Origin of the sequence: Streptomyces sp. NPDC018045 (genome assembly GCF_044327445.1) — a bacterium.
Classification (GTDB): domain Bacteria; phylum Actinomycetota; class Actinomycetes; order Streptomycetales; family Streptomycetaceae; genus Streptomyces.
Map to the genome: position 1 here is coordinate 304748 of NZ_JBIRFL010000001.1, position 13616 is coordinate 318363.

Consider the following 13616-nt stretch of genomic DNA (forward strand, 5'->3'; position numbering starts at 1 on the left):
CTGCGGTTACTTCCCGGTCACCGAAAGCCTGGTCTAGTCTGCGCGAAGCAGTCCCAAGGCGTGTCCGGACGCGTGTCACGCAGCGTGTGACGCATCGAACATCTGGGCGTAACCCCCTATCCCAAAAGCAATACCGGTGGGTAACGTCCGGGCAGTCCACCACCCCCCTGCCTGATCATGGACCGCAGCCGGCCAGCACACAGCGTCGTGACGCCGGCGCCGATGAGGAGCAGCAGTCTTGCGCGAGTTCAGCCTTCCGGCCCTGTACGAGGTCCCCGCGGACGGCAACCTGACGGATCTGATCCGCCGCAATGCCGCGCAGCACCCCGATGTCGCCGTCATGGGCCGCAAGGTCGACGGCCGGTGGCAGGACGTGACGGCCACCGTCTTCCTCGCCGAGGTACGGGCCGCCGCCAAGGGCCTGATGGCCGCCGGCATCCGGCCCGGCGACCGGATCGGCCTGATGTCGCGCACCCGCTACGAGTGGACGCTGCTGGACTTCGCGATCTGGAGCGCGGGCGCGGTCACCGTCCCCGTCTACGAGACGAGCTCCGCCGAACAGGTGCAGTGGATCCTCGGCGACTCCGGCGCGGTGGCCTGCCTGGTGGAGTCCCCCGCGCAGGAGGCCGCCGTCGAGTCCGTACGCGACCGGCTGCCCGCGCTGGAGAACATCTGGCAGATCGAGCGGGACGCGATCGCCCGGCTGCGCGCGGCCGGCGCCGGCGTCACCGACGAGGAGGTGGACGAGCGCAGCGCGCTCGCCGACGCCGACTCCCCCGCCACCATCGTCTACACCTCCGGCACCACCGGCCGGCCCAAGGGCTGTGTGCTCACCCACCGCAGCTTCTTCGCCGAGTGCGGCAACGTCGTCGAACGCCTCAAGCCCCTCTTCCGCACCGGCCACTCCTCGGTCCTGCTCTTCCTGCCGGTGGCACACGTCTTCGGCCGGCTGGTCCAGGTGGCCTCGGTCATGGCACCCATCAAGCTCGGCCACGCCCCCGACATCAAGAACCTCACCGACGACCTCGCCGCCTTCCGCCCCACGCTGATCCTCGGCGTCCCGCGGGTCTTCGAGAAGGTCTACAACGCGGCACGGGCCACGGCGCAGGCCGAGGGCAAGGGCAAGATCTTCGACCGGGCCGCCGGAACGGCCATCGCCTACAGCCGCGCGCTGGACACCGGGGCCGGGCCCACCCTCGGCCTGCGGATCAAGCACAAGCTCTTCGACAAGCTGGTCTACGGCAAGCTGCGCGCCGTGCTCGGCGGCCGCGCCACCCACGCGATCTCCGGCGGCGCGCCGCTGGGCGAGCGCCTGGGCCACTTCTTCCGGGGCATCGGTTTCACGGCCCTGGAGGGCTACGGCCTGACGGAGTCCTGCGCGGCCACCGCCTTCAACCCGTGGGACCGGCAGAAGATCGGTACGGTCGGCCAGCCGCTGCCCGGCTCGGTGATCCGCATCGCCGACGACGGCGAGGTGCTGCTGCACGGCGAGCACCTGTTCACCGAGTACTGGAACAACGAGTCGGCGACCAAGGAAGCGCTCTCCGACGGCTGGTTCCACACCGGTGACATCGGCACCCTCGACGAGGACGGCTACCTCGCGATCACCGGCCGCAAGAAGGAGATCCTGGTGACGGCGGGCGGCAAGAACGTCGCCCCGGCCGTCATCGAGGACCGCATCCGCGCGCACGCGCTGATCGCCGAGTGCATGGTCGTCGGCGACGGCCGGCCCTTCGTCGGCGCGCTGGTCACCCTCGACGAGGAGTTCCTGCCGCGCTGGGCGGCGGAGCACGGCCGCCCGCCCGGGCAGAGCGTCACCGAGCTGAGCGCGGACCCGGAGCTGCTGGCCACGGTCCAGCGGGCGGTGGACGACGGCAACGCGGCCGTCTCCAAGGCCGAGTCGGTACGCAAGTTCCGCATCCTGCCGACGCAGTTCACCGAGGAGTCCGGACACGTGACGCCGTCACTGAAGCTCAAGCGCAACGTGGTGGCGAAGGACTTCGCCGAGGAGATCGAGGCGATCTACCGCGCGTGACGCGCGGACCGGCACCACTACCACCGTCCCGGACGCCGGGCGGGCCGCGCGCTCCGGCCCGCCCGGCGTCCGCGCGTACGGCTACAGCAGTGCCTCAAGCCGTTCGGCCAGCAGGTCCCAGCGCCACTTCTCCTCCACCCAGGCGCGGCCGCGCTCGCCCATGCGGCGGCGGGCGGCGGGGTCCGTGAGGAGCGCGACGACGCGTTCGGCGGTGACCGTCGGGGAGCCGCCCGGGACGACGTACCCCGTCTCGCCGTCCAGCACGGCGTCCGGCGCGCCGCCGGAGTCGCCCGCCACGACCGGGAGCCCGGTGGCGGACGCCTCCAGGTAGACGATGCCCAGGCCCTCGACGTCCAGCCCACCGCGCCGGGTGCGGCAGGGCATCGCGAAGACGTCGCCCGCGCCGTAGTGGGCGGGCAGTTCCTCCCACGGGACGGCGCCGGTGAAGCGCACCGCGTCCGCGACGCCCTTCTCCCCGGCGAGCGCGTGCAGCCGCTTCTCGTACGGACCGCCGCCGACGATCAGCAGCACCGCGTCCGGCACGTCGGCCAGGATGCGCGGCATCGCCTCGATCAGGGTGTCCTGGCCCTTGCGCGGCACCAGCCGGGAGACGCACACGACGACCGGCCGCTCGGCGAGCCCGAGGCGGGCCCGTACCGCGTCGCCGCCCGAGCCGGGGTGGAAGGTCTTCTCGTCCACGCCGGGCGGCAGTTGCGTCATGCGCCCGGCGGCGGCCGGTGTCAGCGCGGCGGCGATCCGCGAGCGGGTGTACTCGCCGAGATAGGTGATCGTGTCGGTGCCCTCGCCGATCCGCCGCAGCAGTTGACGGGAGGCGGGGAGCTGCGCCCAGCCCGCCTCGTGCCCGTGCGTGGTGGCCACGATCCGGCGGGCGCCCGCCCGGCGCAGCGCCGGCGCCATCAGGCCGAGCGGCGCCGCGGCCCCGAACCACACCGAGGAGCAGCCGTGCCGGCGCAGCAGGCCGGTGGCCGTCCGGGTCACCCTGGGCGTCGGCAGCAGCATCGTCGTACGGTCGCGGACGACCGGGAAGGGCTGCTCGGCGTCGAAGCGGGCGGTGGCCGCGACGCCCTCCTCGCTCCGCTTCCAGGTGGAGGCGTAGACCACGACCCGGTCCGGGTCCAGGCGCAGGGCCATGCTGTGCAGGAAGGCCTGGATGCCGCCGGGGCGGGGCGGGAAGTCGTTCGTGACGATCAGCGTCTTGTCCATTGCCCTGGCACAGTACCGCCTCACCGGACACGTACGGCGGGGGCCGCCCCGGCACGTGCGTGACTCGTCTACGGTCGTGACACGGCGCCGTCCGCCGGTACGGGCGCGGGCGGCCGGAGACGACGGGACGAGATGGTGATGAGCGGGGCCGGCAGTCGGCGGCCGAGGGACGCGGTGCGCACCCTGGCACCGCCGGTGGCGGTGTGGGCCGCGACCCGGGCGGTGCTCCTGCTGTGCGTGTTCAAGGTGCTGGTGCTGCCCGGACCGGACGTGACCAGTGACATCTCGGGGATCTACCACGGCTGGTCCGAGGTGCTGCGGTCCGGTGCCTTCCCGGAGTCCGACGTGACCTGGCAGTACCCGCCGGCCGCCGCGCTCCCCGTCCTGTCCCCCGGGCTGCTGCCCTTCCTGGACTACGCCTCGGCGTTCTTCCTCCTGGCCTGCGCCGCCGACGCGGTCACCTTCGCGCTGCTCCTGTACGCGGGCCGGCGGCCGGGCAAACGGCTCACCGGCGCCTGGGTCTGGACGGCGGGCGTCGCCCTGCTCGGCCCGACCGCGTACGCCCGGTACGACCTGATGGTCACCGCCGTGGCCGTCGCCGCGCTCTTCGCCGCCGCCCGGCACCCGCGCGTCTCCGGCGCCCTGATCGCCTTCGGAGCGCTCCTGAAGGTCTGGCCGGTGCTGCTGCTGACCGGCGCGCCTCTGCGAGGGCGCCGCGGGCGGGAGATGTGGGGCACCGCGGCGCTCGGCGCACTGGCGCTCACGCTGCTCTTCGCCGTGTGGGCCCCCGGCGGGCTGGCCTTCCTCACCTTCCAGCGCGACCGGGGCACGGAGGTGGAGTCGCTCGGCGCGCTCGTCTTCCACCTCGCCCGGCAGTTCGGCTGGGACGGCGAGGTGCTGCTGAGCTACGGCTCCGTGGAGTTCGTCGGCCCGTACGTGTCGCTGGTCAGTTCCCTGGCGCTGGTGCTGACCGTGGCGGCCTTCGGCTGGCTGCTGCTGTGGCGGCTGCGGGCGCGGAGGTTCACGTCCGGCACGCTCGCCGACGCCGCCTTCACCGCCGTGCTGCTCTCCGTCACCACCAGCCGGGTCATCAGCCCGCAGTACATGATCTGGCTGGTCGGCGCGGCGGCCGTGTGCATGACGCTGCGGGCGAGCCGGATGGGGCTGCCCGCCGTCCTGGTGCTGCTGGCGACCGGCGCGACGCTCCTGGAGTTCCCCGTCTGGTTCGCGGACGTCGTGGCCAGTGAGGGGCGCGGTGTGGTCCTGCTGACCGTACGCAACGCCCTGCTCGTGGCCGCCTCGCTGGCCGCCTGCCGCCGGCTGTGGCGTTCGACGGTCACCGGGCCGCGGCGGCAGGAGGGCGGCCCGCTGCGGCGGACCGCCGGGCACGGGCGGGGAGCCGCGGCGGAACCCGGTTCGGTGGCGACGCCCCGGGCGGCGGCACCGGCGCGCCCCGCGCCTCAGTTGAGCTGCCGCACCACGTACGACTGCCACCGCCGGGTGAACTCGGCCGGACTCAGGCCCAGTTGGTCACGCATCGCCCGTCCGGCGCTCTCCTTGCCGCCCCGGCCCGCCGCCCGGTAGAACGCGCCCAGCTTCCGCTCGCCCCAGTTGTCGGCGATCATGCGGCAGGCCAGCCAGCCGCTCTCGTAGGCCCGGGCCAGCTCCCGCGCGCCGCGGCTGAAGCGGAAGTCGCCGTCGGCCGGGAGCCGGGACGGCGGGCTGCCCTTGGCGACGGCGTGGGCGAGTTCGGGGGCGGTGGCCGCGGCCGGGCGGCCGCCGCCGCGGTAGGCGGCCCAGTCGGCGAAGCCCTCGGAGAGCCAGAGCGGGGTGGCGGACGTGGTGGCCGTGCGCGTCGCGACATGGGCGGCCTCGTGCGTCAGCACCGTCTGGCGCCCGGCGGCGGACAGTTCGCCGTACGCCTCCGGGTTGACGACGACCCGGTCGGCGGGGGCCGCCGGTGCCGCGCCCGCCTCGCCGGTCGTGACGGCGGCTATGCCCCGGTAGCCGGAGGGGTCGGTGGAGTTCAGCAGCTCCGCCATCCGGTCCAGGGACTGCGGTGCCTCGACGACCACCCGGCCGGCCCACTTGCCGGGCCACACCGTCCCGACGGCGGGCACGGCCGCGTCCGTACGGTCCGCCAGTTCGCGCAGCGCCGCGGTGCCGCGGCGCACCCCGAGGACCAGGCTGTGACGCCCCGCGACCACCTGGACCGGCCCCTGGTCCCACAGTTGACGCGCGCTGCGCCGCCCGCTCCGGGCACCGTCCGTGTCGGAGCTGATCAGCCACCGGCCGCCGCGGTCGGTGAGGGTCAGGTACTGGACGGAGGTGACCGGCACGGCGTCGTAGCCGGTCAGCCGGTAGCGCAGCCGCACCTCGGCGGCCACCCGGCGGCCGTCCGCCCCGACCACCGCCGGCAGGCCGAACGCGTCGGTCTTCACCAGCTCGTACGACCAGGAGGCCAGCGGAACCCGGGCGAGGTGGGCGAACACCGACCGCTGCCGACCGCGGAAACCGGCCGCGCGCGGGTCGACCGAGGCGAGGAAGGCCCCGGCGTCCCGGTCGCGCACCGCGGCCGCGCGCCGGTCCAGCATCCGCTGGATCCCCGGCGGGGCGTCGGCCGCCCCGGCCGGGTCCTCACAGCCCGCGAGCAGCGGCAGCAGCAGCGCGAGCGGCAGGACCGCGCAGAGCGCCGACCCGACCCGCCCGGTCCACCGGACCTTCCACCGCTGCGCCTGTTGACCTGCCACGCGGCTGATCGTAAGCACCGTCCCGGGATACGGACAGCGGTCAGGGTCGGGTTACGGACGAGATCGGCATCATGCCGACGGGGTCCGAGCGCACCCGGGCACCCGGGTACGGCGCGTGCACCACCTGTCCGTTGCCCACATACATACCGACATGGCTGGCGTCGTCCCGGTAGATGACCAGGTCCCCGGGCCTGGCCTGACTGACCTGAACCTGCTGCCCCGCGCCGCGCTGGGCTTGCGAGGTGCGCGGGATGGACACTCCGGCGCGCGCGTAGGCCCACTGCATCAGCCCGGAGCAGTCGAAGGCGGTGGGCCCGGACCCTCCCCAGGCGTACGGGGAGCCGATCGCCGCGCGCACCGCCTGGACCGCGGTCCCGGCCCGGCCGGAGGCGGGCGACGCCCCGGACAGGTCGGGCAGCGAACGACCGACCCCGCGGTTCGCCCGGTCGTACGCGGCCCGGTCGTCGTCGGTCAGTGAATTCAGCAGGCGCCGCGCCGCGGCCAGCTTGCCCTCGACGTCCTTCTTGTGGCGCGCGACGTCCCGCCGGCTCGCCTCCAGGGCCGCCAGCTTCCCGGTCGCCTCCCGGCGCTCCTGCTCCAGGCCGCGCTGGGCGCCCTGGAGTTCCCGCAGTTCCCCGGCCTGTTCGCCGTGGACGCGGTCCAGGACGGCGGCCTTGTCGAGGTAGTGCGCCGGGTCCTCGGACAGGATGAGCTTGAGGGCCGGGTCCAGGCCGCCGGAGCGGTACTGGGCGGAGGCGACGGCGCCGAGCCGGCCGCGCAGCCGGTTGACGTGCTCCTGGCCGCGGGCCACCCGGTCCTGGAGGGCCGCCACCTCGGTCCGCAGCTTCCGCGCCCGTTCGTTGGCCCCGTTGAACTGCTCGGTGGCCTTCTCGGCCTGCTCGTAGAGGGCGTCGACGCGCGAGGTGACCTCGGCGGGCGCCGGGCCGGGGACGGCGTTCGCCGCTCCCGCGGACAGGGCCGCGGCGGCGGTGACCGCGGCGGCGGACAGGACGGTGGCCCTGGTCGCACCGGCCAGGCCGGACTGTGAGACACGGCGGTGGGACGCCACGTGAGGCCGCACTCCCTTCCGTGCAGCCCCTGCCGCCCGGGGCGGGCGGACGCGGAACCGGCGGCTGCGAGGGCAGACAGTAACGGCGCCGGTGGCCCGCGGCCAAAGACCCGCAACGGCCGCCGCCGGTGGGGAAAAAGCCGCCCCGCCGGTGACTGCGCAGGTCACCGGCGGGGCGGGAAGTCAGCGGCAGGCACCGCAATTCGCCCGATCGGGCGGCAGTGGCGGGCGGTTCACGCGGGCACGGGAACCGGGCCCCGCCCGCGTTCAGACGCGGACGCCGAACTGGAAGGGCATGTTGTTGATCGACTCGTAGCGCACGGACGCGCCCGGCTTCGGCGCGTGCAGCACCTGGCCGTTGCCCGCGTACAGGCCGATGTGGTGCAGGTCGCCGTAGAAGAGCACCAGGTCGCCCGGCTTGAGGGCGCTCTGCGAGCCGATCCGGGTACCGGCGTTGGCCTGTGCCTGCGAGGTGCGCGGCAGCGACTGGCCCGCCTGCTGGTACGCCCAGGAGGTCAGCCCCGAGCAGTCGAAGGAGGACGGGCCGGTGGCGCCCCACACGTAAGGAGAGCCGATCTTGGAGGCGGCGGCGGACAGGGCGGCGGCGCCGCGCTGCGAGGCCGGCACGTCGTTGCCCAGGTCGGGCCGCTCGTTGCCGCGGCTGGAGCGGCTCTTCTGCTGCTCCTCCCGCTGGAGCGCCTCCTTCTCCTTGGCGGTCAGCGTGTTGAGGAGTTCCTGCGCCTTGGCGAGCTTGCCCTTGATCTCGTCCTTCTTGTCACCCAGTGCCTTGCGGGTGTCAGAGAGGTCCTTGATCTTGCCCGCGGCCTCCGCGCGCTCCTGGGCGAGCCGGCGCTGCTTGTCCGCGATGGTCTTGAGCTGCTCGGCCTGCTTGCCGCTCAACTGGTCGAGGGTGGCGGCCTTGTCGAGGTAGGTGTCCGGGTCGCCGGAGAGGAAGAGCTGCACGGACGGGTCGATGCTGCCGCTGCGGTACTGGCCGGAGGCGACGGCGCCGAGGCCCTTGCGGAGCTGGTTCAGCTCGCCCTGGCCGCGGGCGACCTTGTCCTGGAGGGCGTCGACCTCCTTCTGCAGCTTCTCCTGGTTCTCCTTGGCCCCGTTGAACTTCTCGGTGGCCTGCTCCGCCTGCTCGTAGAGCTTGTCGACCTCGGACTTGACGTCTTCCTTCTTCGGCTTCGGGTCGGCGTGGGCGGCCTGGGACGAGAGGGCGACGGCTGCGGCGGCGGTCGCGGTGAGGACGGTCACGCGCGTGCGGCTCGGCTGCTTGGGTCGACGGTGGGACGCCACGGAGGCGAGCTCCTTCTTCCTTCAGCCGCCTACCGGGCGTGGGGGGTACGGGACCCCGGCTCCGCGTGAACACCGCGGACTCGGCGGTTCCTTCACTGTTCATCCCGGGTGGATGATCAACTGCATGAAGGGTTGAGGCCTGACCTTAGTAACCGAGTTGTGATCGCTTCAAATCCTCACCGGAAAAAACTGCTGGATGCTCCTCATCCTTTACCAACATCACACACGCAGTAATGGCCACTTGACGCACAGACACGAACGGCAGGCATGAAGTGCCTCGTTGATGGGTACACCTTTACCTCCGTCCCGAGCGCCACAACCGGCCGCGGACTCCCCCGCGAGCACACCGGCGAGACCTGCCCCGCAGCCCTCGTCGGGACACCCGTTCCGGACACGTCGTACGGACGGAACGTACGACTCAGATACGGGCAAGCCGCTTGAGCAGCAAGGCCGATGCGACCGGCCGTGCCCCCGCCTTGGCCACCCCGTCGGCCACCTCGCGGTCCGTGGAGACCACCACCACCGGCCGGCCGGGCGGCTCGGCCCGTACGAGCTGGCGGATCAGCTCATCCGCCGTCACACCCGGTTTGCTGAACAGGACACGGACCCCGCGCGGCGGCGCGAGCAGCACCGGCGCGGCCAGCTCCGCGCCGTCGAAGACACACGTCATCTCCGCGCCGGTCTGCGCGGCCAGCACCGACAGGCCGCCCAGCAGCCGCAGCCGCTGCTTGTCCAACGGCATCGTGGGATAGCCGGTCTTGGTGACGTTGTAGCCGTCCACGACCAGGTGGGCCTGCGGCAGCGCCAGCAGTTGGTCCAGCAGGGCGGGGTCGGTCTCCGACAGCGCGCGCGTGGCGATGTCCTTGGGCGTCATCTTGCCCGGGGCCACCGCGTCGACGGTATCCGCCGGGTGGGTGTCGGCGGGCGGCAGCGCCAGCTCCCGGCGCAGCCCCTGGGCCGCGTCCAGGACGGTGTCCAGCAGCAGCCGCAGCCGCATGTCCTCGACGCTGCGGCCCTCGCGCGTGGCACGGCGGCTGGCCTCCAGCAGCGCCTCGACCTCCGCGACACGGGCCTTCAGGCGGCGCGCCTCGCTGTCGGCCACGGTCTTCTCCTGCGCGGCGGCGGCCCGTACGGACTCCACCTCCGCCGCGGCCTTGCGCGCCGCCGCCTCGCCCCGCTTGACGTCGCTGAGCGCGCTGCGCAGCTTGCGCTGCAACGACTCGTTCTCCTTGCGCAGCGCGTCCAGGTCGCCGCGGGTGCGCTCGGCCTCGGCGCGGGCCTGCGCGCGGACCTGCGCCAGCTCCTCGCGCAGCGCGGCCAGCTCGCGTTCGGCCTCCTCGCCGGCCTGTTCCGCGCGGGCGCGCTGCGCCTCCTCGCCGGCCGCCGCGACCAGCTTGACCCAGCCCTCGGGACGCAGCACATAGGCCGCCGCCGCGACATCGAGCGGGTCGGCGGCGGCGGGCGGGGTGCCGTTGTCCAGCGCCTCGGCCAGTTCCGGCTGGGCCTCGCGCAGCCGGCCGGCGATCCGCTGCCGGAAGACCGCGTCGTTCTCCAGCGCGGCGGCCATCGCGTTGCCCGCGAACTTGGCCCGGCGGCTGGGGGTGAACCGGGCGTACTGGCGCAGCGGCGGCGGGAGTTCGGCGACCGTCAGGCCGCCGAAGGACTCCGCGGTGAGCGCCACGACACGGCGCCGCACGCCCTCGGGCAGCGGACGGTCGAGCACCTCGTCCGCCTCGGCCGCACCGGCCTCGGCATCGTGCTCCGCCCCCGCAGGCCCTTCTGGACGCTCCACCACTGCTGCATCGCTCCGATCTCAGGCGCTCGACTCAGGCACTGGCGCCCGGCCGGTCGACCAGCTCGATCTGGTCGACCGCGTTGCACCAGCGGCAGCGCACGGACTCGATGCTCTCACTGAGCACCTCGCGTTCCTCCACCTTCGGCTCCCCGGCGAGGTCGAGGTGGAGGTACTCCACGACCTCGGAGCGCCGGGTCACGTCGAAGCGCGTCAGATTGCCGCACAGCGTGCAGCGCCACCGGGTCCCGTCCGTCGGCAGGGGAACAGCCATGGTGTCGTCCTCTTTCGTCACGCTAGGGCGAGCGGGGCCCGTGCTGTCGTTCGGGGGGGTTCCCGCGGTGCGCCGTCGGACTGCGGAAGTACGCGGGGTACTGCCCGTCAGAGTCTGTGCCATAACCCCGGCCGGGGTTATGGCACAGGCTCTTACCCTACGTCCTGACGCGTGTACGGTGCGGGCCCGCCCGGGGGGCGGGACGCGGCGAGGCACTCTGTCCCGATTGCCCGTATTACGGCATGATCACTTCATGACGGCCCCGCCCCTGTTCCCCCGGACGCCCCGCGCCCGCTCGGCGCTGACCGTGTTCTCCCGCATGACGAACGTCCTGATCGCGCTGTGCTGTGTGGTCTTCGTCGTCGGGCCCGCCTCCGGCCTCAACGGCATATACGGCACCGGCGACGCCGTCGTCCAGGCACAGACCGCGTACTTCGAACACTGGGGCGTCATCCCGCGCGACCTGTGGAGCGGCTCGCCGAGCGCGCTGCTCACCCCGCTGACCGCCCTCTTCGTGCACGGGAGCTGGCTGCACCTGCTGGGCAACGTCCTCTTCCTGTACGTCTTCGGAGGCATGACCGAGAACCGGATGGGCCGCCTGCCGTTCACCCTCTTCTACCTCGTGACCGGCTACCTGGCGCTGATGGGCTACGCGGCCGCGCACGCCTCCTCGGGACAGACCCTGGTCGGCGCCTCCGGGGCGATCTCCGGGGTGCTGGGGGCGTTCCTGTACCTCTTTCCCAGGGCCCGGGTCACCAGCATCTATCCGTTCCTCTTCTTCCTGCCGCTGCGCTTCCCCGCCTGGATCGTGCTGCTGTTCTGGTTCGTGCTCCAGTGGATCGCCGCGCAGCGCGACCCCAGTACCCCGGGTGTGGCCTACCTCGCCCATGTCCTGGGCTTCGCGGTGGGCTTCGTGTACGCCTGGGTGCGCTACCGGCCGAGCCCCGCTCCGCCCGAGGAGACCGCCGCGGCCCCCGGTAGTGTGGAGTCCGCCGGAACGGCGAAGCAGCAGACGGCCGAGGGAGAGAGCCAACCGTGATCACTTCGATCGTGCTCATCAAGACCAGCGTGGACCAGATCCCGGAGATCGCGGAGAAGATCGCCGCGCTGGAGGGCGTCAGCGAGGTCTACTCGGTCACCGGTGCGCACGACCTGATCGCGCTGGTGCGGGTGGCCAAGCACGACGACCTGGCGGACGTCATCCCGGGCCGGATCAGCAAGGTGCCCGGCGTGGCCTCCACCGAGACGCACATCGCGTTCCGTACGTACTCCCAGCACGACCTGGAAGCGGCCTTCGCGATCGGCCTGGACGCCTGATCCGGGTCGCCCCCGCGTACGAGGCCCGCGCCGCGGCGCCCGGACAGCGGAGCGCCGCGACGCGGGCGGTCAAAGGGGCTACGCCGCCGTGTCCGGCACGCAGCGGCCGTCCTCGGTGCGGTAGCTCCACCGCGCGCCCTGCGTCACCAGCTCCTTGACGGCCCGTACGAAACGGTCCACGTGCTCGTCCGGTGTGCCGGCCCCGAAACTCACCCGGATGGCGTTCAGGCTCCGCTCCCCCGGTGCCCCTTCGGGCGCGCCGCATTCCCCCGGGGCCTCGGACTCGGCGCCCAGCAGGGTCCGTACGAGCGGGTGCGCGCAGAACAGCCCGTCGCGCACGCCGATGCCGTACTCGGCGGAGAGCGCCGCCGCGAAGTGCGAGCTGTTCCAGCCCTCGACGACGAAGGACAGCACGCCCACCCGCGGGGCGTCGTCCCCGAACAGCGAGAGCACCGTGACCTCGGGCACCTCCGCCAGGCCCGCCCGTACCCGCTCGACGAGCCGCTGTTCCCGGGCGACCAGGCCCTCGAAGCCCGCCTCGGTGAGCGCCTTGCAGGCGGCGGCGATGGCGTAGGCGCCGATGACGTTGGGCGAGCCGGCCTCGTGGCGGGCCGCGGTGGTGTGCCACTCCACGTCCACGCCGCCGTCGGCGCGGCGGGCGACCGTGCGGCTGGCGCCGCCGCCCGCGAGGTACGGCTCGGCCGCCCGGAGCCAGTCGGCGCGCCCGGCCAGCACGCCGGCCCCGAAGGGCGCGTACAGCTTGTGGCCGGAGAAGGCCACCCAGTCCACGTCCAGTTCCGCGATGTCGACCGGGTGGTGCGGGGCGAGCTGGGCGGCGTCCAGGACGATCCGGGCGCCGTGCGCGTGTGCCGCGGCGGCCAGCTCCCGTACGGGCCACAGCTCACCGGTCACGTTGGACGCGCCGGTCACGCAGACCAGCGCGTTGCTGTAGGGCTCGCGCTCGGCCAGCGCCCGCTCCAGCGTGTCCACCGCCTGCCGCGGGGTGCGGGGAGCGTCGAGGTACGTCACCTCGACATCCGCGCGCTGCTCCCAGGGCAGCAGCGAGGCGTGGTGCTCGGTCTCGAAGACGAACACCCGGGTACCGGCCGGCAGCACGGCGGCCAGCAGGTTCAGCGAGTCGGTGGTGGAGCGGGTGAAGACCACCTGATCGCCCTCCCGCCGCCCGCCACCACCCCTGCCGGTCCGGGCTTCGCCCGGGCCCCCTTCGATCCGGCACCCGAGGAAGCGGGCGACCTCCGCCCGGCTGTTCTCGAACAGATCGGTGGACAACTGCGAGAGGTAGCCCGCGCCACGGTGGACGCTGCCGTAGTACGGGGCGTACGCGGCCACGTCGTCCCAGACGCGCTGGAGCGCCGGGGCGCTGGCGGCGATGTCCAGCGCCGCGTACTCGACCTCACCACCGGTGACGAGCGGGACCAGCACGTCCCGGCCCAGCACGGGCAGCGGGGCGCAGACGGCGGCAGCGGAGGCGGTATCAGTGGTGGAATCAGTGGTGGAATCGGTGGCGGCAGCGGAAACAGGCATGGCGAACTCCCGTGAAGGCAGGGCGACTTCGCTGCGGGGCGCGCACGCCGAAGCGGGGCCGGCCGACAGCGGTGAAGGGAAAAGGGGGTGCGGAAAAGGGGCCCGTACGGCCCTAACGCATTCGCTGCATCATGAGAGATCTCCCTCAAGGACCAGGATCCCTGGCACGAGGGATCCGCGCTTGCCGCAGACCTCGCTGCCTGCGACCTGGTCATCACCCGGGGCACCCCGCCACGGACGGAGGGTTGCCGGACAGCGGGCCGGGGCCGTAGTCGCTGTCACTCGTGACCTGGGCAGAATCATGCCAC

General features: G+C 73.2%; 10 protein-coding genes, 1 pseudogene and 1 riboswitch. Of the genes and pseudogenes, 4 read left to right on the top strand and 7 right to left on the bottom strand.

Annotation, left to right across the window (positions count from 1 at the left end; genetic code table 11):
• The first annotated feature begins 238 nt into the window (after nt 1-238).
• Nucleotides 239-2035 carry an AMP-dependent synthetase/ligase gene (locus ACH4EB_RS01230; RefSeq protein ID WP_398345160.1) on the top strand — a complete coding sequence of 599 codons (1797 nt, stop codon included), beginning with the start codon at nt 239-241 and terminating at the stop codon, nt 2033-2035.
• Nucleotides 2036-2116: 81 nt separating this feature from the next.
• Here the strand turns inward: ACH4EB_RS01230 and ACH4EB_RS01235 are convergent, their stop codons facing one another.
• On the bottom strand, nt 2117-3259 hold the full coding sequence (locus ACH4EB_RS01235; protein ID WP_398345161.1) for a glycosyltransferase family 4 protein: 1143 nt from the start codon (nt 3257-3259) through the stop codon (nt 2117-2119).
• A 138-nt stretch (nt 3260-3397) separates the two neighbouring features.
• On the opposite strand from ACH4EB_RS01235, the gene ACH4EB_RS01240 reads away from it, so the two are divergent.
• On the top strand, nt 3398-4843 hold the full coding sequence (locus tag ACH4EB_RS01240; RefSeq protein WP_398345162.1) for a glycosyltransferase 87 family protein: 1446 nt from the start codon (nt 3398-3400) through the stop codon (nt 4841-4843).
• Here ACH4EB_RS01240 and ACH4EB_RS01245 read toward each other — a convergent pair.
• The 5 genes and pseudogenes from ACH4EB_RS01245 to ACH4EB_RS01265 all read right to left on the bottom strand — a co-directional run.
• Nucleotides 4726-6009, bottom strand: a pseudogene (locus ACH4EB_RS01245) (hypothetical protein); the annotation flags it as partial. The gene ACH4EB_RS01240 and the pseudogene ACH4EB_RS01245 sit on opposite strands and share 118 nt — an antisense overlap.
• 40 nt (nt 6010-6049) lie before the next feature.
• Complete coding sequence (locus ACH4EB_RS01250; protein ID WP_398345163.1) at nt 6050-7078, bottom strand: NlpC/P60 family protein; 1029 nt, start codon at nt 7076-7078, stop codon at nt 6050-6052.
• Between the two features lie 267 nt (nt 7079-7345).
• A complete protein-coding gene (locus ACH4EB_RS01255) occupies nt 7346-8380 on the bottom strand; it encodes an NlpC/P60 family protein (RefSeq protein ID WP_398345164.1) in 1035 nt (344 codons plus the stop codon).
• A 418-nt stretch (nt 8381-8798) separates the two neighbouring features.
• Nucleotides 8799-10175: an NYN domain-containing protein gene (locus ACH4EB_RS01260; protein WP_398345165.1), complete on the bottom strand. Its 1377-nt coding sequence runs from the start codon at nt 10173-10175 to the stop codon at nt 8799-8801.
• Between the two features lie 31 nt (nt 10176-10206).
• On the bottom strand, nt 10207-10446 hold the full coding sequence (locus ACH4EB_RS01265) for a hypothetical protein (protein WP_031004082.1): 240 nt from the start codon (nt 10444-10446) through the stop codon (nt 10207-10209).
• Nucleotides 10447-10765: 319 nt separating this feature from the next.
• Here ACH4EB_RS01265 and ACH4EB_RS01270 point away from each other — a divergent pair, with 319 nt between their 5' ends.
• Nucleotides 10766-11485, top strand: a complete 720-nt coding sequence (locus ACH4EB_RS01270; RefSeq protein ID WP_398345716.1) for a rhomboid family intramembrane serine protease — start codon at nt 10766-10768, stop codon at nt 11483-11485.
• The gene (locus tag ACH4EB_RS01275) at nt 11482-11763 is read left to right on the top strand and encodes an Lrp/AsnC ligand binding domain-containing protein (protein ID WP_031004087.1); all 282 of its coding nucleotides are present in this window, start codon (nt 11482-11484) and stop codon (nt 11761-11763) included. Before ACH4EB_RS01270 ends, ACH4EB_RS01275 begins: the two co-directional genes overlap by 4 nt.
• A 78-nt stretch (nt 11764-11841) precedes the next feature.
• On the opposite strand, the gene ACH4EB_RS01280 is transcribed toward ACH4EB_RS01275, so the two are convergent.
• On the bottom strand, nt 11842-13308 hold the full coding sequence (locus ACH4EB_RS01280) for an aminotransferase class V-fold PLP-dependent enzyme (protein WP_398345166.1): 1467 nt from the start codon (nt 13306-13308) through the stop codon (nt 11842-11844).
• A gap of 172 nt (nt 13309-13480) precedes the next feature.
• A riboswitch (SAM riboswitch) is annotated at nt 13481-13598 on the bottom strand.
• Nucleotides 13599-13616 lie beyond the last annotated feature (18 nt).

What these genes read in the sequence shown, in the direction of transcription:
- ACH4EB_RS01270 (WP_398345716.1), top strand. Translation starts at nt 10,766, where the DNA reads ATGACGAACGTCCTGATCGCGCTGTGCTGTGTGGTCTTCGTCGTCGGG.
- ACH4EB_RS01280 (WP_398345166.1), bottom strand. Translation starts at nt 13,308, where the DNA reads ATGCCTGTTTCCGCTGCCGCCACCGATTCCACCACTGATTCCACCACT.
- ACH4EB_RS01240 (WP_398345162.1), top strand. Translation starts at nt 3,398, where the DNA reads ATGAGCGGGGCCGGCAGTCGGCGGCCGAGGGACGCGGTGCGCACCCTG.
- ACH4EB_RS01265 (WP_031004082.1), bottom strand. Translation starts at nt 10,446, where the DNA reads ATGGCTGTTCCCCTGCCGACGGACGGGACCCGGTGGCGCTGCACGCTG.
- ACH4EB_RS01235 (WP_398345161.1), bottom strand. Translation starts at nt 3,259, where the DNA reads ATGGACAAGACGCTGATCGTCACGAACGACTTCCCGCCCCGCCCCGGC.